The 21315-nt window shown below is 40.2% G+C and carries 22 protein-coding genes and 1 rRNA gene; 15 read left to right on the top strand and 8 right to left on the bottom strand.

The window, feature by feature from the left end; genetic code table 11:
- Positions 1–14 precede the first annotated feature (14 nt).
- Positions 15–440 carry a pilin gene (locus AAEU31_RS10000; protein ID WP_421967138.1) on the top strand — a complete coding sequence of 142 codons (426 nt, stop codon included), beginning with the start codon at positions 15–17 and terminating at the stop codon, positions 438–440.
- Here the strand turns inward: AAEU31_RS10000 and AAEU31_RS09995 are convergent.
- Positions 437–1045, bottom strand: a complete 609-nt coding sequence (locus AAEU31_RS09995) for a fimbrial assembly protein (protein ID WP_421967137.1) — start codon at positions 1043–1045, stop codon at positions 437–439. The genes AAEU31_RS10000 and AAEU31_RS09995 overlap by 4 nt on opposite strands.
- A gap of 127 nt (positions 1046–1172) precedes the next feature.
- On the opposite strand from AAEU31_RS09995, the gene AAEU31_RS09990 reads away from it, so the two are divergent.
- From AAEU31_RS09990 to yacG, 5 genes are all read left to right on the top strand, one after another.
- Positions 1173–2399 carry a type II secretion system F family protein gene (locus tag AAEU31_RS09990; RefSeq protein WP_421967136.1) on the top strand — a complete coding sequence of 409 codons (1227 nt, stop codon included), beginning with the start codon at positions 1173–1175 and terminating at the stop codon, positions 2397–2399.
- A 124-nt stretch (positions 2400–2523) separates the two neighbouring features.
- Entirely contained in the window at positions 2524–3417 is an 894-nt protein-coding gene (locus AAEU31_RS09985; protein WP_421967135.1) for a prepilin peptidase, read from the top strand.
- A 5-nt stretch (positions 3418–3422) separates the two neighbouring features.
- Entirely contained in the window at positions 3423–4025 is a 603-nt protein-coding gene (gene coaE / locus AAEU31_RS09980; RefSeq protein WP_421967134.1) for a dephospho-CoA kinase, read from the top strand.
- Between the two features lie 189 nt (positions 4026–4214).
- Complete coding sequence (gene pilB / locus AAEU31_RS09975) at positions 4215–5891, top strand: type IV-A pilus assembly ATPase PilB (RefSeq protein ID WP_421967133.1); 1677 nt, start codon at positions 4215–4217, stop codon at positions 5889–5891.
- A gap of 66 nt (positions 5892–5957) precedes the next feature.
- Positions 5958–6191: a DNA gyrase inhibitor YacG gene (yacG, locus tag AAEU31_RS09970; RefSeq protein WP_135923543.1), complete on the top strand. Its 234-nt coding sequence runs from the start codon at positions 5958–5960 to the stop codon at positions 6189–6191.
- A gap of 262 nt (positions 6192–6453) precedes the next feature.
- On the opposite strand, the gene AAEU31_RS09965 is transcribed toward yacG, so the two are convergent.
- Positions 6454–6981: a Spy/CpxP family protein refolding chaperone gene (locus AAEU31_RS09965; protein ID WP_421967132.1), complete on the bottom strand. Its 528-nt coding sequence runs from the start codon at positions 6979–6981 to the stop codon at positions 6454–6456.
- 170 nt (positions 6982–7151) lie between these two features.
- Between AAEU31_RS09965 and AAEU31_RS09960 the strand changes: the two genes are divergently transcribed.
- From AAEU31_RS09960 to AAEU31_RS09950, 3 genes are read left to right on the top strand one after another with little or no spacing between them, the layout of a single operon-like run.
- On the top strand, positions 7152–7841 hold the full coding sequence (locus AAEU31_RS09960; protein ID WP_135923540.1) for a response regulator transcription factor: 690 nt from the start codon (positions 7152–7154) through the stop codon (positions 7839–7841).
- Between the two features lies 1 nt (position 7842).
- A complete protein-coding gene (locus tag AAEU31_RS09955; protein WP_421967131.1) occupies positions 7843–9228 on the top strand; it encodes an ATP-binding protein in 1386 nt (461 codons plus the stop codon).
- Positions 9229–10170: an alpha/beta fold hydrolase gene (locus AAEU31_RS09950; protein WP_421967130.1), complete on the top strand. Its 942-nt coding sequence runs from the start codon at positions 9229–9231 to the stop codon at positions 10168–10170.
- Here the strand turns inward: AAEU31_RS09950 and AAEU31_RS09945 are convergent.
- Positions 10149–11057 carry a cation diffusion facilitator family transporter gene (locus AAEU31_RS09945; protein ID WP_135923537.1) on the bottom strand — a complete coding sequence of 303 codons (909 nt, stop codon included), beginning with the start codon at positions 11055–11057 and terminating at the stop codon, positions 10149–10151. The genes AAEU31_RS09950 and AAEU31_RS09945 overlap by 22 nt on opposite strands.
- A 100-nt stretch (positions 11058–11157) precedes the next feature.
- On the opposite strand from AAEU31_RS09945, the gene trmL reads away from it, so the two are divergent.
- Both trmL and AAEU31_RS09935 read left to right on the top strand, forming a co-directional pair.
- A complete protein-coding gene (gene trmL / locus AAEU31_RS09940) occupies positions 11158–11622 on the top strand; it encodes a tRNA (uridine(34)/cytosine(34)/5-carboxymethylaminomethyluridine(34)-2'-O)-methyltransferase TrmL (RefSeq protein ID WP_054550977.1) in 465 nt (154 codons plus the stop codon).
- A 301-nt stretch (positions 11623–11923) separates the two neighbouring features.
- The gene (locus tag AAEU31_RS09935) at positions 11924–13600 is read left to right on the top strand and encodes a putative bifunctional diguanylate cyclase/phosphodiesterase (RefSeq protein ID WP_168246714.1); all 1677 of its coding nucleotides are present in this window, start codon (positions 11924–11926) and stop codon (positions 13598–13600) included.
- A 187-nt stretch (positions 13601–13787) separates the two neighbouring features.
- On the opposite strand, the gene gpsA is transcribed toward AAEU31_RS09935, so the two are convergent.
- Genes gpsA through AAEU31_RS09915 form a run of 4 tightly spaced genes read right to left on the bottom strand, consistent with a single transcriptional unit; the run spans position 13788 to position 16046 of the window.
- On the bottom strand, positions 13788–14795 hold the full coding sequence (gene gpsA / locus AAEU31_RS09930) for an NAD(P)H-dependent glycerol-3-phosphate dehydrogenase (protein WP_135923535.1): 1008 nt from the start codon (positions 14793–14795) through the stop codon (positions 13788–13790).
- Positions 14796–14798: 3 nt separating this feature from the next.
- Positions 14799–15284, bottom strand: a complete 486-nt coding sequence (gene secB, locus AAEU31_RS09925; RefSeq protein ID WP_135923534.1) for a protein-export chaperone SecB — start codon at positions 15282–15284, stop codon at positions 14799–14801.
- A 39-nt stretch (positions 15285–15323) separates the two neighbouring features.
- Positions 15324–15581 (bottom strand): glutaredoxin 3, encoded by a 258-nt coding sequence (grxC, locus tag AAEU31_RS09920; RefSeq protein WP_135923533.1) that lies wholly within the window; start codon positions 15579–15581, stop codon positions 15324–15326.
- 33 nt (positions 15582–15614) lie between these two features.
- Complete coding sequence (locus AAEU31_RS09915) at positions 15615–16046, bottom strand: rhodanese-like domain-containing protein (protein WP_135923532.1); 432 nt, start codon at positions 16044–16046, stop codon at positions 15615–15617.
- 192 nt (positions 16047–16238) lie between these two features.
- On the opposite strand from AAEU31_RS09915, the gene gpmM reads away from it, so the two are divergent.
- The 4 genes from gpmM to AAEU31_RS09895 are packed head-to-tail and all read left to right on the top strand — an operon-like array spanning position 16239 to position 21021.
- Positions 16239–17783, top strand: a complete 1545-nt coding sequence (gene gpmM / locus AAEU31_RS09910) for a 2,3-bisphosphoglycerate-independent phosphoglycerate mutase (RefSeq protein WP_281546517.1) — start codon at positions 16239–16241, stop codon at positions 17781–17783.
- A gap of 3 nt (positions 17784–17786) precedes the next feature.
- Positions 17787–18926: a murein hydrolase activator EnvC family protein gene (locus tag AAEU31_RS09905; protein WP_135923530.1), complete on the top strand. Its 1140-nt coding sequence runs from the start codon at positions 17787–17789 to the stop codon at positions 18924–18926.
- Between the two features lie 35 nt (positions 18927–18961).
- Complete coding sequence (locus tag AAEU31_RS09900; protein ID WP_421967129.1) at positions 18962–20227, top strand: S41 family peptidase; 1266 nt, start codon at positions 18962–18964, stop codon at positions 20225–20227.
- A 35-nt stretch (positions 20228–20262) separates the two neighbouring features.
- The gene (locus AAEU31_RS09895; protein ID WP_421967128.1) at positions 20263–21021 is read left to right on the top strand and encodes a divergent polysaccharide deacetylase family protein; all 759 of its coding nucleotides are present in this window, start codon (positions 20263–20265) and stop codon (positions 21019–21021) included.
- Positions 21022–21184: 163 nt separating this feature from the next.
- Here the strand turns inward: AAEU31_RS09895 and rrf are convergent.
- Positions 21185–21299 (bottom strand): 5S ribosomal RNA (gene rrf, locus AAEU31_RS09890).
- Positions 21300–21315 lie beyond the last annotated feature (16 nt).

Below are 21315 nucleotides of genomic sequence, written 5' to 3'. Positions count from 1 at the left end.
AAGTTTATTTAATTGTGAATAAACCTAATGGTTTTACACTAATCGAGCTAATGGTAACGGTGGCAATATTAGGTCTTCTGTTATCATTGGCTCTTCCTGCCTATAACAATCATTTCAAACGTTCTAAATTCACTGAAGTTGTGCTTGCCAGTAATGCTTTGCAAAGAGCGGTTGAGCTTTGTTATCACAGGTATGTTGATTTATCTAAATGCGACACCTTCACTAAGCTAGGCCGTAAAAAAACCGATTTTACTTCTCCTAAGCATGTATCAAACATTGAAATCACGAATTCGGGGAATTTTATTATTACATCAACAGCGACTGCTGATGCGTCTGAGTCGAATGGTGATACTTATATAATGCAAGGGCAATTAAATGCTGGTCAATTAATATGGAAGTTGTCACAAACTAGCACTTGTATCAGCGGTGGTACTTGCTAATAAAAGACCATACCCTCTTTGGTACTTTTTAATTTAACTAGCCCTGATTTAGAAATCACTTCGCAAGGTGATTCATTACATTCGCTCGATAACGGAACTTCCACAAAATATTCATACATTTCAATCGGTGGTATGGCATGTTTTATCATCATTTCATAAAAAGCTCTTTCATTACTTTGCACTGTAGGCTCATTAAAGTGATATAAAGCTTCTTCATAGTTTACTCTTCTATCCTCACTTTTTAACACCGTAAAGTAGGAGTTTTGCCATTTAACTATATAGGCCAAACGTTGACCATCTATCTGAGTAATACCATAAGCAAGCGATACAATCTGCAACATGAGGATACAGCCAAAATTAATTGAGTTTTCACGCTTCGACTTTAGTGGCGATAGCAACCAGAAGTTAAATATTGGGCCTAATATAAGATCAATTGAAAGAATAATTACTGTAATACCCACTAAATCAGTGAGTAAGTATCGCCCATGATTAAACCAGCTAAAAAAAAGCCAAGTGGCAACTATAAACAAGAACAAGCTACCCACTAGAAAATGAATAAAACTCCAAACAAACTTTGTTCTATAAACCTTCAATGTATTTTGCACTTTTGAGACCCGAATCCTCTGAATCTTCATATTTAAGCAAGATAACATCACCTTATCAATTGTTTCAGCCTCAAAAGGCCGCTACTATTAAGCTATTAAACATCAATCAGTAACATATGGATTTACAATGAGTAAAGTTCAAGAAAAGCAATCTTTAGATACTTTTGAATGGGTTGGTGTAAGTGCTCGAGGTAAAAAACTAGAGGGTGAGCTTTCAGGACAAAGCATTGCTTTAGTCAAAGCGCAGTTACGTAAGCAAGGTATTACGCCTTCAAAAGTTAAGCGTAAAGCAAAACCAATATTTGGCTCACGTGTACAGAAAATAACCTCTAAGGACATCGCCCTAATTTCTAGACAAATTGCAACTATGCTGATGGCAGGTGTTCCCCTAATTCAGTCTATTGAAATGATAGCCTCTGGTGCAAAGAACAAAAGCGTTGCAAAATTAATGGAGGGTATTGCTGATGAAGTAAAAGCAGGTATTCCCCTTTCTCAAGCTTTACGAAAGCACCCTCGCTATTTTGATGATCTTTATTGCGACTTAGTTGCATCTGGTGAACAGTCAGGCGCACTTGATAAAATTTATGACCGTGTTGCACTTTATAAAGAAAAAGCAGAGGCTCTTAAATCAAAGATTAAAAAAGCCATGTTTTATCCTATTGCGGTTTTGGTGGTTGCTATAATCGTAACATCTATTTTGCTGATATTTGTAGTGCCGCAATTCCAAGATATTTTTAACGGCTTTGGCGCAGAGCTACCTGCTTTTACTCTTATGGTAATTGGTATTTCGGAGTTTATGCAGGAATATTGGTGGGTAATGCTAATCATTGTAGTAGCTGCAGGCTATATTTATAAAGAAGCACTTCTTAAGAGCAGAAAACTCAGGGATGCCAATGACAGAGCAATATTAAAACTACCTGTTGTTGGTATGATTTTAAATAAAGCGGCTGTTGCACGCTACGCTCGTACGCTCTCAACGACTTTTGCGGCAGGTGTACCTTTAGTTGACGCACTCGATTCTGCTGCTGGCGCTTCTGGCAACGCGGTATACCGTTATGCGATTTTAGAGATAAAAGCCGAAGTAAGCTCTGGTAATTTAATGAACTGGGCAATGCGCAACACAAAAATTTTCCCAGATATGGTAGTGCAAATGGTGGCTATTGGTGAAGAGTCAGGTTCGCTAGATGGTATGCTTGCAAAGGTGGCAACTATTTATGAGCAAGAAGTCGATGATGCCGTTGATGGCTTATCAAGCTTACTTGAGCCTTTAATTATGGTTGTATTAGGCGTCCTTGTTGGTGGGTTAATTGTTGCTATGTACTTGCCTATCTTCCAATTAGGCTCGGTGATTTAAAATATAACTGTAAGAAAAATACTAAACCTTAATTGATAGCTTGCAATAAAAAAATAAATAATAAAAACGGTTCAACACAGCGAAATAAAATCGGCCTATAAATGGCCAGAAATTAGGTAATTTAATGGAAAACTTTTTTCTTGATATAACCACTGCAATGCAAAGTCAGCAGTGGTTTTATTTTTTGACTGTGGGCTTAGTTAGCCTGTGTATTGGTAGCTTTTTAAATGTGGTGATTTATCGTTTGCCACTGATGATGAAACGAGAATGGCAAACGGAATGCCGTATTGTATTGGCCGATGAGCTCAATTCAAAACAGCAAACAGAACAAGACCCCTTTAACTTAGTAAAACCTAATTCAACTTGCCCTACATGCAAAGCACCAATAAAAGCTTGGCAGAATATTCCTGTTATAAGTTGGTTATTACTCAAAGGTCGTTGTGCCAGTTGCAAAACACCGATTTCGGTGCGTTATCCTATTGTTGAAATTTTAACAGCTGTTTTAAGTTTAATAGTTGCAGCTGTGTTTGGTCCAACTAAATTAGCTCTACTTTATATATTAATTACTTGGGTTTTGGTCGCTTTAACCTTTATAGATATAGATCATATGTTACTGCCTGATCAGCTCACATTGCCATTGGTTTGGTTAGCATTAATTGCTGCAACTTTGGATATTACCATTGCTCCGAGCGATGCTATTATCGGCGCCGCAGTTGGCTACCTGAGCTTATGGAGTGTCTACTGGTTATTCAAGCTTGCTACTGGTAAAGAAGGCATGGGTTATGGCGACTTTAAACTGTTAGCCGTGTTTGGTGCGCTACTAGGCTGGCAAGATATTTTAACTATCGTGTTATTATCAAGTGTCGTTGGTGCCATCATTGGCATTACACAAATAATCATTCAAGGTAAAGATAAAACCACGCCAATCCCATTTGGGCCCTACCTTGCGATTGCTGGTTGGGTCACTTTGCTATGGCGTGAGCAAATTCAGGCCTATTACTTTAACTTTTTAGGTTAATGATTATGGCAAAGTGGATTTTAGGAATTACTGGTGGTATTGGTTCTGGTAAAAGCGCGGTAAGCGCAATGTTTGAAGAACTTGGAATTAAAGTAGTCGACGCTGATATTGTTGCCAGAGAAGTTGTCGAGCCAGGTTCAACGGGTCTTAAAAAAATTACTGAATATTTTGGTGATGAAATACTCACGAGCAGCAGCACACTCGATCGCGCAAAACTAAGAGCAATAATCTTTGCTGATGAATCTAAAAAACAATGGCTAAATAGCTTATTGCACCCACTTATTAGAGAATCAATGCTGAGGCAATTACAACGAGCCACCAGCTCCTATGTAATATTAGTTGCCCCACTACTGTTCGAAAATGGCTTAGAGAAATTTTGTAACCGTACTTTGCTCGTTGACGTTCCGGTTGAGGTGCAAATAACGAGAACCACAGCACGCGATAATGTTTCCACTGAATTAGCTGAGCAAATCATAGCCTCACAAATGTCTAGATACGATAAGCTACTAAAAGCGGATGATATTTTAGATAACAACCGCCCTCTTAGGGAGGTTTTTCTAACAGTTAAAGAGTTACATCTCTCATATTTAGCATCTGCACAACAATAGCTAATTAAAAATAGAATGCTAATATTAAATAGCACGCCAAAACCAGTACAAAAGAATTATCTTAAAATATAAATATATGAGTTTATAATGGTTTTACTTTGCAATTTTGACTAAATCAGACAAGACTGATGTTACACCCTAATTTTTTCTGGTAGATTGTGGCAAAGATAGGCTCAACTTAGGTGCGCAATGAATATAAACTCACCGCTTCTTAGAAAGTATATTACTCTTGGTCGTATTGATGCCGAGACAGTAAAGTTAAAACAAAAAGAGTATAGCTCTACCGCAGAGCTTATCGCCAAAAGCTGTGGTATGAATGGCCATGAACTTGCCGAGCAATGCACCGATCTATTTCGTGTTCCTTATTTTGATATTAAAGACTTTGATGTCACAAAAGTATCTGAAGAACTGATCAAAGAAAAACTCATTCGCGAGCATCACATTCTGCCACTTGTAAAAAAAGGCAGTAAGCTCTATATAGCCGCATCGGATCCAACCGACTATGGTGCATTTGAAAACTTTGAGTTTAGTACAGGTCTCTCATGCGAAGTAGTGGTTGTTGATTACAATCAACTCGAAAATAAAATTGAACAATTATTCGATGCGACCGGAAGTTTACATCTTAGCGAAAGCGAATTTAAAGAGCTTGGCGAGCTTGAAACCGAAACCTCAACTGATTTAGCAGCTAAAGATGAAGACAAAGACGATGCACCGATTATTGTCTACATTAATAAAATTTTAATGGATGCAATTAAAAAAGGCGCGTCGGATTTACACTTTGAACCTTATGAACACCGATATCGTGTGCGTTTTCGGATCGATGGTATTTTGCATGAAATGGCAAGCCCGCCAAATAGCTTGGCTAGCCGCTTATCTGCACGTATCAAGGTTATGTCGCGACTAGATATCGCAGAAAAACGTAAACCTCAAGATGGTCGTATTAAGCTTAAAATAACCGAACGTAAAAGCATCGATTTTCGTGTAAGTACATTGCCTACATTATGGGGCGAGAAAATCGTAATGCGTATTCTCGACTCATCAAGTGCCATGCTCGGTATCGATGTCCTTGGCTATGAGCCTGAGCAGAAGAAGCTTTACATGGATGCACTTGAGCAGCCACAAGGGATGATCTTGGTGACAGGTCCTACAGGGTCTGGTAAAACCGTATCACTTTATACCGGTTTAAACATTCTCAACCAGCCTGAGCGTAATATTAGTACCGCCGAAGATCCAGTAGAGATAAACCTTGAAGGGATAAACCAAGTACAAATTAATCCAAAAGCTGAAATGACCTTTGCTAACGCATTAAAAGCATTCTTACGACAAGATCCTGATGTTGTCATGGTTGGTGAGATCCGTGATCTTGAAACCGCTGAAATCGCGATTAAAGCAGCACAAACGGGTCACTTAGTTTTATCAACTCTACACACAAACTCAGCGCCAGAAACCCTAACTCGTCTTTTAAATATGGGGGTGCCTGCTTATAACGTAGCAAGTTCAATTAGTCTTATTATTGCACAGCGTCTAGCAAGACGACTTTGCCCTAAGTGTAAAACACCAGAAACACTACCTGATGAAGAACTGATTCGCCAAGGTTTTGATAAAGACAAGCTTAGTGAAATACAACTATTTGCACCTAAAGGTTGTGATAGTTGCACTGAGGGTTATAAAGGACGTGTTGGTGTCTATGAAGTAATGCAGATCACACCTGAAATTGCGCAAATTATTATGCGGGGTGGTAATTCCTTAGAGATTGCAGAAGTAGCATTAAGATCAGGATTCAATAACTTACGATTATCTGGACTCAAAAAAGCCGCAGCGGGTGTCACCTCACTTGCAGAAATCAACCGAGTAACGAGTTTCTAACTCGTTACTGGATTCTCTCACTCCAGTTCAGTAAGATCAGCCTAAATGAATTATTGAGAAGCAGCAATGCCAACTGTTGTAAATTGTCCAACCTGTAAAGAAAAAGTGGAGTGGTCAGAACAAAGTCCGTTCCGTCCATTCTGTTCAAAACGATGTCAACTTATTGATTTAGGTGAGTGGTCATTCGAAAATAATCGAATTTCAACACCTATTAGCAATGCTAATGAGCTTAGCCAAGATATGATTGAAGATATTGAAGCCATGCTCGCTAAAAATGACGACTCATTCTTTAAAGAGTAAATTTTAAGTAGGACCAATCCGCAATAATACTTAATCATTTTGAGGGATTAAACCTGTCGCTACCTGCGTTAAAAATTTCTGAATTACGACTGCATGGATGCAGAAGGTAGAGCAATGCAGGATCAATTGCCGAGCACAACTAAATAACAAAATTTTTGCCTTGTTATCAACGAGGTTTTGCTGCCTCAAAATAGACCACTTTATTAAGCGAATTGGTATGAAATACAAAATGCGGCAACTGCCGCATTTTTAATATTAACTTTTAACCTTCAGAGCGCTCACCTTTACGCTCGCCACGATTTCCATGATGACCCTTTTTATGGCCTTTTTTACGAAGATGCTTTTTAATTTCTTGGTAGCTTTCACGTTGCTCAGTATTCAAAACCTGCCAAATATCATGCTCTGATTTCATCTTTAACAAGGCAAACTGCTGAGCTTTCGCCTGACGAGCTTTGATTAGCTCAAGAGCCGCATTTTCGTCAAATTTTGCTGTAGATAAGAATACATCCATTTTTTCTTTTTGAGCCGCACGAGCGGCTTTCATTGCATCTTTGTCACCACGTAATGCTTCAAATTGCGTTTTCTGCTCAGCAAAAATCGCTTTTAGTTTCGTTTGCTGCTCTTCTGTAAGTTGTAATTTATCAATACCGCGCTCAGAAAGTAAAAAGCGTGCTTGTGGGTTCATTCCACGATTAAAGTCACCTTTTGCCATTGCTGAAGTAGTACCAACACTGGCTGCTGCTAAGCCACAAACAAGTACGAATTTAGAAAGTTTATTCGAAATAGTCATAATCATTACCTTTTGTTGAGTGGTGTTCCAGAGTCGTTTTCGACTGATGAGTTAACTATACTCATTACAATGCAAAGGAACGCAAAGCAGTGTAAAGGTTGTGTAAAGATTCACTTTTACACAATTTACTGAGTAAAATAACCTCAAAGAATTAAACTGCTAGGTGTCAAATGAAACTATTAATGATCGACGACGATACAGGGTTGTGCGAATTACTCAGTGAGTACTTAACAGCACAGGGATTTACAGTAGATTGTTTTCATGATGGCGCTGAAGGACTAAAACAAGCACTGCAATATAACTACGAACTTATTCTACTTGATGTGATGCTTCCCTCTATGGATGGGTTTGAAGTCTTAAAACAATTAAGGCAGCATAAACTCACTCCTGTGATCATGCTAACAGCCAAAGGAGAGGACTTTGATCGTATCTTTGGGTTAGAGCTTGGCGCCGATGATTATATTGCCAAACCATTTAATCACAGAGAGCTACTAGCTCGCGTTAAAGCAATTACCCGTCGTATTGAACATATTAATAGTCTGTCTAATCAACATAGCAATTCGTTAAGTGTAAACAGTATCAATATTAACTTTGCAACACGTGAGGCCTCAGTAAACGACAACATCCTCAGCCTAACAGGTACTGAATATGAAATTCTTGCAATGTTAGTAGACCATGCAGGAGAAGTGATCAGTAAAGAACAAATAAGTGAACAAGTATTGGGGAGACGCCTTGCTCCGTTTGACCGTTCAATAGATATGCATGTGAGTAATATTCGTAAGAAAATAGCTGAACATGTCAACAATGAACGAATAAAAACAATACGTGGTAGTGGCTACGTACTCATTCAAGGTGAATAACATGACACCTCCTAGTTGGTTAAAGCACCCACGTCACTACCTATTTTTAAAAATCTTTGTATGGTTTTGGATTACCGTGCTGGCCACCATTACCCTACTCGTTTTTTTGAGTCAACTAACCAGCAATGTAGGCAGTGATAATCTACGCGGCCCGATGCTAAAAAACTTGCAGTACACTGCAAAAAGTATTGAGCGGATAGTTGCTAAACATGGCAAATCAACGCAAGAAGTATTATCCCATCCGCGCTTTTCAAAGCATAAATTGCTGTACTTAAATGGTGACGTACACGGAGTTGAAATGCTCAGTGAACCTATCTCTAAAGACATTGACTTAAGTTTGCTTAACTTTACTAAATACATGAGCCCACAAATTATATTTACCGATGAGTATCAAGCTTATGGGCCAATAGAATTAAATGTACCCGAAGGTAAGTTTTACCTCTATGAGATTGACGAGAAACGCAAAAAGCCGTTCTTCGTTAGCTTATGGCTAATGCCAACGTGGTTAAAGCTATTTATCGCTTTAATTGCATCATTAATGCTCAGCTTTTTCTTCAGTCGCAACTTAATTGCACCTATTAATAGCTTAAAAGAAACAGCAAAAAAACTCGCAAATGGTAACTTAGCAGCCCGAGCTGATGTATCGTCCACTCGACAAGATGAACTTGGTGTACTCGGACGTGACTTTAATGCTATGGCAATACAGCTTGAACAACTTATTACGGCTCAAAAGCGATTACTAGCAGATATTTCTCATGAGCTGCGTTCACCTTTAACGCGCTTAAAAATGGCAACTGGCCTTGCGCAAATGCAGGCTGATGATACCCAACAGGCCTATTTAGAGCGTATCGAAAAAGAGGCCAACCAGCTTGATAAAATGATTGCCGATGTACTACAGGTGTCACGGTTAGAAGCGAAGAGTCAGACCCTTTCATTAAGTACGCAGTCACTACAAATCATAGTCGAGCACGTACTTAACGACGCCCAATTTGAAGCCAAACAAAGTAATAAAGTATTACGTGTTAATGGTGCGCTCAAAACCGATATTCGATGTGATGAAACCTTAATTGCCAGTGCACTTGAAAACGTGCTTCGCAATGCAATTAAGTACGCAAAGCACACCATTTCAATTAACCTAGAAGAGTCTGATGCTATTTACATGACTATTTGCGATGATGGTAAAGGTGTTGATGAAGCAAACCTTGCAAGGCTGTGTGAGCCTTTCTTTCGTCAAGAGCATGCACGCGATAGAAACACCGGTGGTACAGGTTTAGGGCTTGCAATTGCAAAGAATGCGATCTCTGCACATGATGGTACACTAACACTTGAAAACCAAGAACATGGTGGACTTTGCGTTAACATCCGCCTTCCTTTAAAGAGTCAGTAAATGTTTTATAGCACTGAAGCCAGCCTTATAAATAACACAGAGCACATTAATCAGTTTTTTTCTGAGCAATTACAAAAAGACTTTCTTAGCACGAGTCATGGTCAGCTTTATTATGGTTATGCCATACCTGAGCAAGCAAATACAGCTATCGTCATTAGTAGTGGCCGAATTGAGTCTTTGGTTAAGTATAAGGAGTTACTGTGGGAACTTTATCAAAATGGCTTTGCGGTTTTTAGTGTTGACCACCAAGGCCAAGGTCGCTCTTATCGTCATTTAAAAAACGCTCATAAAGGCTATGTAAATCGTTTTACTGACTATGCCGATGACTTTGCCGTGTTTATTGATAAAGTGGTAAAGCAGCATTGGCAAGGAAAGCAGGTTTTACTCGGCCATTCAATGGGGAGTGCCATTGCCTATGATTACCTCTCGCGTTATCAGCATCAGTTTTCAGGTGCTTTTTTATCCGCGCCAATGTTTGATATTCACACCAAAGGTACACCAAAGCCTTTAGCAAAACTGGCAGCTAAAATTGCATCCTTACTTGGCCTTGGCCGTAGTTACGCATTTGGCCAAAGCGACTATTTGCCGGTCGACTTTACAGCCAATGAATTAACCAGTAGTGAAATTCGCTATAAGCTGTTTAGAGAACTGTATGCAGCAGAAGATGATTTACAACTAGGTGGCGTCACCTACGGCTGGCTCAATGCATCGTTTGATTTTATTGCTTCTTTAATCGATAAAAAAGTCGATATTCCTTTATTTATCGCAAGTGCAGAGCAAGATACCGTGGTCGATAATGCTGCGCAATTTGCACTTACCCATAAACAGAAACATGCACGATTGAAAACCTACGTGGGTGCTCGCCATGAACTGTTATGTGAACGCGACGAGATAAGACAGGCAGTACTCAGCGATTTTTATCAGTTTTGTGACTCTGTTTGACGAGACTTCTGAACGACTGAGAGCGGGTCTAGGTGAACTAATATATCCATCTCACATGCAAAATGAGTTTGGATCATTACCTCAACTTCATCAGCAACTTGATGAGCACGAATGAGCGATAGTGAATCTTCTAGCTCCAAATGCATTTGAATGAATTTGATCTTACCGCCTTGGCGAGTACGAATATCATGTGCGCCATAAACATCTCGATGACTATTTACAATGGCAAGAATCGTTTCTTTTTCTTCATCTGGAAGCTCTTTGTCCATCAGGTGATCAGCACTTTCACGGGCAATATCCCAACTGTTATAAAGTAAATAAACCGCGACGCCAATTGCAAACAGAGGATCTGCATATGCAACACCGTATTTAGCCAACACAATAGCCAGCAACACAGCTAGGTTTAAGATCAAGTCACCTTTGTAATGAATTGAGTCAGCTTTAATTGCGATAGATTCTGTGTGGTTAATCACTTTGGTTTGTACAAATACCACCACTAACGTACAAACAATCGCAAAAATACTTACCCAAATACCTAAATCAGAATGCTTTAAGGTAACAGGGTTGAATAAACGCTCAATACCATGGAACGCTAAAAAACAACCAGAACCGGCAATGAATGCAGCTTGAGCAAGGCCAGCTAATGCTTCCGCTTTACCATGACCAAAGCGATGATCATCATCCGCTGGACGTAATGCATAACCTAGCACTAAAAAGCTCATTAAAGATGCAGTGATGTCCATCAGTGAGTCGGTTAATGAGCCAAGCATAGAAGCTGAGCCTGAAGCAAGCCATGCCCAACTTTTTGCGGCAATCATCAAGCTGACCATAGTGATAGTCACTAAACTAGCTGTTTTAACCCAAAACTCATAACTGCGATGTTGCACAAAACTTACCTTTAGATATTAACAGTTGTCAGTATATCATCTTTTTATTTGAGTTCGTGTATACTCACCGACAATTGATATTGTTTAAAAAGAGAGTCACATGCTTGATATAGTGTTATACCAACCAGAGATCCCACCTAACACTGGAAATATCATCCGTTTATGCGCAAACACTGGCTACGCCTTACATCTTATTGAACCTCTTGGCTTTGAATGGGATGACAAGCGTGTAAAACGTGCAGGACTTGATTATCATGAATTTAGTCACGTACAACGTCATGCTTCGTTCGAAGCATACCTAGAAAAATGCCAACCTAAGAAAGTCTATGCATGTACGACTAAAGGCAGTCAGTTTCACCATCAAGCACAATACCAACCAGGTGACTGTTTAGTGTTTGGTCCGGAAACTCGAGGCCTACCTGATGAGCTCATTCAATCTTTACCTAAAGAGCAACGAGTACGTATCCCGATGCAAAAAGACAGTCGAAGCATGAACTTATCTAATTCTGTGGCTGTATTTGTATATGAGTCTTGGCGTCAACTTGGCTTTGTTAATGGCCAGTAAGTTATTGAAAAAACGTTTTTAATAAAAACACACTAATTATTTAGCATTACCATTTTTATGAACTAACCTAAATAGGCTGGCTTGTTCCTAAAGATGGTTTTAAATGCGCCCTTTTCATATTTTATGTTGCTCGACCTTGCTGATGCATCTTCCATTAGGTAAAGCATCAGCTGCAACAACCTTGCCCACGCAAGCTTCTAATTTTCCATATATCATTCTTCTGGCCCTCATTACCTTATTACTTTTGGCTTGGCTGTTTTTTTATTACAGAAATAAAAAAATGATATTCACGGATGCGTTATTGTCTAAAGCAAAAGATGCTATTTGGATAACCGACGAAGACTTCAATATCATTGAGATAAATGACGCTTTTTCTGAAATTACTGGCTATCAAAAAGTCGATGTTATCGGCAAAAAGTTTAAGGCGCTAACTCAAAGCGGTCGAGACCAACAGCTTGAAGCAATCATTCTCCAAGAGTTAGAGCAAGATGGTTACTGGTCTGGCGAAATGTGGAACATTCGTAAAGACGGTCAACCTTACGCTCTGGCTTTATCAATCACCAAAGTAATAACCTCATCACTGACTAAGCCTACTGTTCGCTATGTTGGACTGTTTTACGATATCACAACTCGTAAAAATACTGAGCGCAGTATGCTTAAGCTCACAACAAAAGATACTGTTACAGGATTATCGAATCGTGCTATTTTTATTGAATCTCTTGATAAAGCAATCAAAGCATGTAACGACACTTACCCGAGTTTACTCATCGTATTTATTGACATCGATAATTTCAAAAAGATAAATGACTCTTTAGGTCATACCTTAGGTGATGTGTTACTCAAAGAGGTCGCGTGCCGCTTAACAGCATCGCTCAATTCAGGCTTCACAATCGCCAGACTAGGTGCAGATGAGTTTGCAATACTTGTTCCTCCATACCTTTATTCAGGAAAAACGATATTCTTTGCAAAGCAAACTGTGGATACAGTTCTTCAGCAATTCAAAACACCTTTTATGCTGGATAATTTTGAAACTTCATTATCTGTATGTTGTGGCCTCGCTATTTATCCAGACAATGCTTATAACTGCGAAAACCTGATGCGCAGTGCCAATAGCGCATTAAATCATGCAAAAAAAATAGGCCGAAATACATACCAGTTTTTTGATAAAGATCGCCACACACTTGACCCAACCGAGTTAACGAAAGAAAGCGCTCTGTTTAAGGCAATTACCAATAATGACTTTGAACTTTACTTCCAACCTAAGTTTGATGCTCAACACAATCGTCTGCATGGCTTTGAAGCCCTAGTTAGGTGGCCTCAAGATGATGGCAGTATTATAACACCTGACGAATTCATCCCTCTTGCAGAACAAAATGGTGCCATTATCCCACTAACACAATTACTAATAGAGCGGTTACTAAAACAACTATCTAGCTGGCAAAAGCAAAATATACGGTTTGGCAATGTAGCCATTAACATTTCTGCATTACACTTTCAGCACAGTAGCTTAATAGACACATTAATAGAATACTTAGGCAAGTTTGATGTGCCAGCCTACTGCTTGGAGTTAGAAATAACAGAAAGTGCAATGATGGATAACCCTGAGTTTGCCCTTCAGCAAATGACCCGCATAAAAGCGCTTGGTGTTAACATCGCCCTAGACGACTTTGGTACAGGGCACTCATCATTAAGTTACCTGAAACGGTTTCCTATCGACACCCTAAAAATTGACAAATCCTTTGTCAAAGACATCGCTCATAACGATCAAGATAGAAACATCACGGCAACTATTGTCCGCTTGGCAAAGTATCTCGGTATTAATATTATTGCCGAGGGCGTTGAAACCCAAGAGCAGGCTTACATGTTACATATTATGGGTTGCCATTTTCAACAGGGATTCTATTACAGTAAGCCTCTTAAAGCTGAACAAGTGGTCGATTTCATTAATAAAAACAAGTTAAACAACCAACTTAAGTAATACCTATTCGCTTAATTAAGTGAGCTATTTTGAGGCAACAAAATCTCATTAATAACAAGGCTAAGATTTAGTTTTTTAGATCTTTAAAAGAGAAGGTATTAGTACCTCGCATTGCGAGCAGTTATAAGTTGTAAAAAACAAAAAACGCGATTAATAATCGCGTTTTGTTTTAAGTGCGCCGGTATCATTACTCTGACTTTTGCTCTCGACCAAGCAACGCCATCGCAGCTTCTTTTACATCTTTATTTTCATAAAGCACTTTGTAAATTTGCTCTGTGATTGGCATTTCGATGCCGGTACGCTCAGCAAGTAAAAACACTTCTTTAGTATTTCTATAGCCTTCGACAACCTGACCAATTGATTCGATTGCCGCTTCGACTCCTTCACCTTTACCCAGTGCCAGACCAAAACGACGGTTACGCGATTGGTTATCTGTACAGGTTAAGATTAAGTCACCAAGACCAGCCATGCCCATAAAGGTATCTGAACGGGCACCTAATGCACAACCTAAACGACACAGCTCAGCTAAACCACGGGTTATTAAAGCTGTACGAGCATTAGCCCCAAAGCCAAAACCGTCCGACATACCTGCGCCAATCGCAATAACATTTTTTACTGCGCCACCAAGTTGTATACCAATGAAATCATCATTGTTATACACCCTAAATGAGCGGCCACAATGTAAAAGATCAGCCAGCTGCTTTGCAAAATCTTTAGAAGTCGACGATACCGAAATAGCTGTTGGCAAGCCCATAGCCATTTCTTTAGCAAAAGTAGGTCCTGAAAGCACAGCCAGTGGAATATTATCCCCAAGCTCTTGTACTGCAACTTCTTGCAATAAACGCCCAGTGTTAGGCTCTAAACCTTTTGTAGCCCACGCAACTTCAGCTTCCTCGTTTAACCATGGTTTTATTTTCTGAAGAGTGCCAGCAAAAGCATGACTTGGTACAACCACTAGAATGATTTTACTTGCTTTTACTGCTGTTTCTAGATCAGCTTCTAGCTTTAGCGACTCAGGAAAGGTGACATCAGGAACATAACGTTGATTTTTTCGCTCAGCTGCAAGCGTAGCAACGTCATCGCTATTGCGCCCCCATAAAGTGACTGGGTGACCATTTCTGGCAAAGCAAATAGCAAGGGCGGTGCCATACGACCCCGCCCCTAAAACTGTAACAGCTGATTGTGCTGTAGTCATAGCTTATGCGTCTGCAGTTGCCTGTTGCTCTTGAGCTGCACGCTGTTGCATGTATTGAGCAAAAAGAGCATCAAAGTTAACTGGTGCTAAGTTTAATTGTGGGAAAGTACCACGGTTAACTAAGTTTGATACTGCTTCACGGGCGTAAGGGAAAAGTACGTTCGGGCAGAATGCACCTAGCATGTGTGCAAGTTGTACTTCTTCAACATCAGCGATAGTAAAAATACCTGCTTGTTGAATTTCACAAAGGAACGCAGTTTCTTCACCGATAGATGCTGTCACTGTTAATGCAAGAACAACTTCAAATACACCTTCTTCTAACTTGTTAGAACGAGTATCTAGGTCAAGTTTAACTTCAGGAGTCCACTCTTTTTGGAAAATTGCTGGCGAATTAGGTGTCTCGAATGAAACATCTTTTGTGTAAATACGTTGGATTGTGAATTGCGCGCCTGCTTGTTGTTCTGCTGCGTTTTGATTTTCTTCGTTCATTGTAATTCCTATCTTGAATTCGTTTTTATAATTAAAAAATTAAGCGTTAAGCTTTGCGTCTAAAAGGCCTTGAGCCTCTATTGCCATCATGTCGTCGCAACCACCGATATGTTCATCATTGATGAAAATTTGTGGCACCGTGTAACCACCATTTGCTTTATCGATCATTTCATCGCGTCGTTCTGGATGAACACCAATATCAATGTTCGTGTAGTTTACACCTTTACTGTCTAACAATGCCAAAGCGCGTTGGCAAAATGGGCAGTAAGCCTTTGTGTAAAGAACAACATTACTCATAATAATTCCTCTATCGAGCTGCAACGTAGATATTTAACGGCCTGTCGTTGTTGGTAGGCTCGCTGATTGCCATGCACCCATACCACCTGATAATACATAAACACGCTCATAGCCTGCTTTATGCATAGCAGTTGCGATACCTGAAGCTGTCATGCCTGTAGTACATACAAGTATAATGGGTTTACTCTTGAACTTTTCAAGGCTTGAAAAATCAGATTGTTTAGCTTTTTCCGGATTTAAATGCTCTGCCCCCGCAATTCGACCCGAATTAAATTCTTTTTGAGGACGAATATCAACGACTTGACCATCTTCACGATTAATCAGCAAAGTTACTTGTTGTGGGTTAATCTGGCGAATAGCTGAAAATTTACTTTTAAACCAACTGCTGATCAGCATTGCTACTAATGCTAACCAAATGATGCTCAAAACCGGATGATTTGAGATAAATTCAATATATTGATCCATGCGTTTTCCACTAAGAAATTTAGGTACCACAGCGCATAGCCATGGGTTAATTAAAATTTGCCACGCAAGTATACGTGCTTGAATTGAAAATGCTAGGGCGTGAAATATTTTAATATGACATATTGATAGCTGATCAAAACCATAAAACACGGTATGCTAGTGATATATAAGTGCCAATCTTCAGGAGCTATAATGACAGAGCATAAAAAACCATTGGTATTAATGATCTTAGACGGTTGGGGATACCGTGAAGATACAGAAAGTAACGCTATACTTGCTGCTAATACCCCAGTACTCGATAACCTTTGGGCAACCCGCCCACATACATTAATTTCAGGTTCGGGACTTGATGTTGGTTTACCTGCAGGACAAATGGGTAACTCTGAAGTAGGCCACGTAAACTTAGGTGCTGGCCGTATTGTTTACCAAGATTTTACGCGCATCACAAAAGCCATTGATGATGGTGAATTCGATAGCAACCCAGCACTTGTTGATAATATCGACAAAGCTGTAAATGCAGGCAAAGCTGTACATATCATGGGTCTTTTAAGCCCGGGTGGTGTTCATAGTCACGAAGACCACATTGTTGCAACGATTGAACTTGCAGCCAAGCGCGGTGCAAAAGAAGTTTACTTCCACGGTTTCTTAGATGGTCGTGACACGCCGCCACGCAGTGCAAAAGCATCAATTGAGCGTATCGAAGCATTATTTGCAGAACTTGGCTGCGGCCGTTTAGCAACACTTGTTGGTCGTTACTATGCAATGGACCGCGATAACCGTTGGAACCGTGTCGAGCTTGCTTATGACGTTATGGTTAGTGGTATTGCTGAATACAGCTACACTGATGGCGTAACCGCACTAGAAGAGGCTTATGCACGTGATGAAAACGATGAATTCGTTGCTGCAACTACAGTAGTACCAGAAGGCCAAACAGCTGTTGAGATTAATGACGGCGACACTGTTATCTTTGCTAACTTCAGAGCAGACCGAGCACGTGAAATGACTCGTGCCTTTGTTGATGCTGACTTTAGCGGTTTTGATAAGAAAAAATCACCTAAGTTAAGCGCTTTTGTAATGATGACTGAGTATGCAGCAGACATTAAAGCACCGATTGCATTTGCCCCAGAGCCTTTAACAAATGTATTAGGCGAATGGCTAGAGAAACAAGGTAAAACACAACTACGTATTTCTGAAACAGAAAAATACGCACACGTTACCTTCTTCTTCAGCGGTGGCCGTGAAGATGAATTTGTTGGCGAGACTCGCGAACTAATTCCATCACCACAAGTTGCAACATATGATCTGCAACCAGAAATGAACTCAGAAATGCTGACCGATAAATTGGTTGAAGCAATCGCTAGCGGTAAATACGATGCCATCATCTGTAACTACCCTAATGGAGACATGGTAGGTCACTCAGGTGTATTCGAAGCGGCAGTTAAAGCATGTGAAGCTGTTGACCACTGTATTGGTCGTGTTATAGCTGCACTTGAAGAGCATGGTGGTGAAGCGCTGATCACAGCAGACCACGGTAATGCAGAACAAATGGCTAACCCAGCAACAGGTCAAGCGCATACCGCACACACTAGTGAGCCTGTGCCATTTATCTATGTTGGCCGTGATGCAACACCACATGATGGTAAAACATTAAGTGACGTGGCTCCAACCATGCTTCACCTACTCGGCTTAGAGCAGCCAAGTGAAATGACTGGTAAACCAATCATGACGCTGAAATAAGCTATGAGTAAATGTATTAACCACTTCTTTAAAACTGGTTTAATACTGACTTCATTAGTAACAACTTCGGTTGTTGCTAATGAAGATCAAACCAAAAAAGACTTATCAGACATTCAATCAGCTTTACAAAAAACAGAGGCTGAGCTTAAAGGTCAACGCAAGTCCATTGCTCAAATGCGCAAAGATCTGCGTGCTCATGAGCTCGATATAGCTCAAAATGCCAAAGCATTAAACCTTGCAGCCCAATCGGTTAAAGAAAACGAGCAACAACAGCGAGAACAACAAGCTAAAGCACAGCAGCTTAAAGCTCAACAAGCCAAGCGACAAACCTTATTAGCTGCCCAGCTAAAAAGCGCCTACATGGCTGGTAGCCATGACTATTCAAAAATGCTGCTTAACCAACAAGACACTGCCAAAATTGAGCGCACACTCAGTTATTACAATTACCTAAATAAAGCACGCATTAAGCAAATTGAAGAGCTCAAAGCACTGCAACAAGAAATAGCTGACAATCAAGCTGAGCTTGAAAAAACGAAACAACGTCTAGTTGCCTTATATGATGAGCAAAAGCAGCGTCAGCAGGCCTTAGTTAAAGCTCAACAAGAACGTAAAAACAACCTCAATAAACTTCAGTCAGCACTCAAAGAGACTAAAAGCTCAATAGACTATTTAAAAGAGAATGAACAAACTCTCATCACAGCCATTGAAGAGTTAGAAAGAGAGCGCAGTGAAAAAGTAGAACTACTAGGTCTTCAAAGCAGTAAAGGAAAGCTAGACTGGCCAACCAAAGGGGCACTACGCCATCGCTTTGGACAACGTAAGCACGGCAACATAGACTGGAAAGGCGTACTCATTAGTGCCAAAGAAGGCAGTAATGTTAAAAGCGTACAGAACGGCCAAGTTGTTTATGCCGATTGGTTAAATGGCTTTGGCTGGGTGATTGCCATTGACCATGGTGATGGCTTTATGAGCTTATACGGCCATGCTCAAACTCTACTTCGCGATGTTGGTGACCTTGTTAGAGAAGGCGAAACAATTGCTTTAGTTGGTCAAAGCGGCGGACAGCCAGATCCTGGTCTATACTTTGAAATACGCCACAAAGGACGCGCAGTAAATCCTGTAAAATGGTGCAGACGCATTTAATAGATTAAATAGCTGCACCCTATGAGGAGCAGCTGATGCTAAACACAACTCTTACATTCAGAGCTATCTACCCAGCCAAGTTTTTTACTCAGCTGTGTTTTATAACGTTAGTTACATTTTTTTGCTTGGTGTTTCAATCATTCCCAAGCATTGCTAAACCCTCGCTTGAAACACTTCATCGTCAACAGTTAAACGAAATACTTTTTAATATTCACACCTATTATGTAGATGATTTGAAGTTACAAAATAGCTTTGTTAGTCAACCTAATAACGACCAAGTGGAAGAATTACTAGAACAGCTTGATCCCTACTCTAAATATCTTAATGAAAATGAGCTCGATGCCATATTTAGCAACACCAATGGCCGTTACACAGGCTTGGGGATCGAAGTTAAAATGAATAATGGACGAGTTTATATCGTCAATACTTTAAGTAACTCCCCAGCAGAACAGGCGGGATTACAAATAAATGATGAAGTTGTTGCGATTAATCATCAGCCTATCATGAATAAGAGTATTGATGAGGTTGCAACGCTGATTCGAGAGAGCGGATTAGACGCCGTCAATGTTTCAATCATGCGAAAAGAATCAACAGCATTAAGCTTTTCAATTAAGCGCCAACAAATCACACTAGAAAGCGTTCATGGCTACCTATCCGATTCAGGCGTCGCTTTATTAAGCATTAATACATTTAATAATCACACACTACATGACGTTGCACGTGAACTTGCAAAAATGCAAGTTAATAACAGCTTCCCATTATCTGGTTTAATTATTGATTTACGTGATAATCCCGGCGGCACATTGCAAGGCGCCATAGAGGTTGCAGACTTATTTTTAGACAGCGGCATCATTGTTTCAACTAAAGGACGCTTTAATGAGGCAAACCAGAGATACACTGCACATAGCGGTGATATTTTAGAAGGAGCCCCTATTGCTGTTTTAATAAATGAAAACTCCGCTTCTGCCGCAGAAATACTCGCCGCTGCACTTCGCGATAACCAACGTGCAACTTTAATTGGCGAAACATCTTTTGGTAAAGGCTCAGTGCAATCGCTTATTCCGCTAGGCAACGGTAATACAGCATTAAAACTCACCACTGCGCGTTATTATACCCCTCTTGGTCAGTCAATAGATGGTAAAGGGATCACACCTGATGTGAGTATAAATCAAACAATACTTTCAGAAATTAACCAAGACGTTATAATAAAAAATATACAAGAATTGGCGCTTTTTAGTTCACTGCTTGATAGACAGGACAAAAAACAGCTGACAGCAAAACAGTTCGCTATTATGCAGTAAGTAAGCGCACACACTGGATATAATAATTACAAAAAGTGAATCGACTAAAAAGCTTATTAATCGCTGCTTTGTGCTTGCCTCTATTCTGCCAAGCAAAGCAAATTGCCATTGTTATAGACGACATTGGTAATAACCAACGCGATCTAGAGATACTCAACTTACCAGGGCAAGTTACGTTTTCTATCTTGCCCCATACCCCTTACTCACAAATTTTTGCAGAGCGTGCTAGTAAAACTCATAAAGAATTGCTTTTACATGTTCCAATGCAAGCGCTTGATAAAAGCAAAGCGCTTGGTCCTGGAGCCCTCACCGATACTATGACTAAGTCTGAGTTACAAACAACCCTCGGCCATGCGTTAGCATCACTGCCACAGGTAAAAGGGGTCAATAACCATATGGGCTCTGAGCTAACACAGCTTACCGAGCCAATGAAATGGACGATGGAAGTTTTAAAAAAACGTGGTTTGTACTTCTTAGATAGCCGTACAACCAGCCAAAGTGAAGCGCAAAATGTTGCTAACCTATATGGTGTGGCAAACGTATCTCGTCATGTATTTCTTGATAACAATGTCACCCAAAGCCAGCTACAACATCAACTTGAGGAACTTAAAATCAAAGCTGAGCACTTCAACTACGCAATCGCCATTGCCCACCCCTACCCAGAAACCGTTACATTTCTTCAGCAAGCACTCCCAGAACTTCAACGACAAGGATTCGAACTTGTTCCTCTCTCACAACTAGTCGAAACCAAATACATTCAACTAGCCAAAGCAGAACAAAGACAAGGGGAGTAAGCGCTATAAACGTGAGTGGCGAGAGTAAAGCTACAAGTTAGAAAGAGTAAAGTTAGCGAGGGGAAAGCTTGAAGCCTGCCGCAGGTTGAACAGGGCACGTTGTGTGAATAGCTTAAACGCAAAAAAGCCCGACTCTTTCGAATCGGGCTTTCTTTAATTTGGAGCCTGGCAATGTCCTACTTTCACATGGCAAATGCCACACTATCATCGGCGCTGTTTCGTTTCACTACTGAGTTCGGCATGGGGTCAGGTGGGTCCAAAACGCTATTGTCACCAAGCAAATTTGGGTCGTTA

It is taken from the genome of Pseudoalteromonas thalassia (genome assembly GCF_049257215.1).
GTDB classification, from domain to species: Bacteria; Pseudomonadota; Gammaproteobacteria; order Enterobacterales; family Alteromonadaceae; genus Pseudoalteromonas; species Pseudoalteromonas lipolytica_C.
Note: the sequence above shows the minus strand (reverse complement) of the source record. Positions and strands in the feature narration are given on the sequence as shown.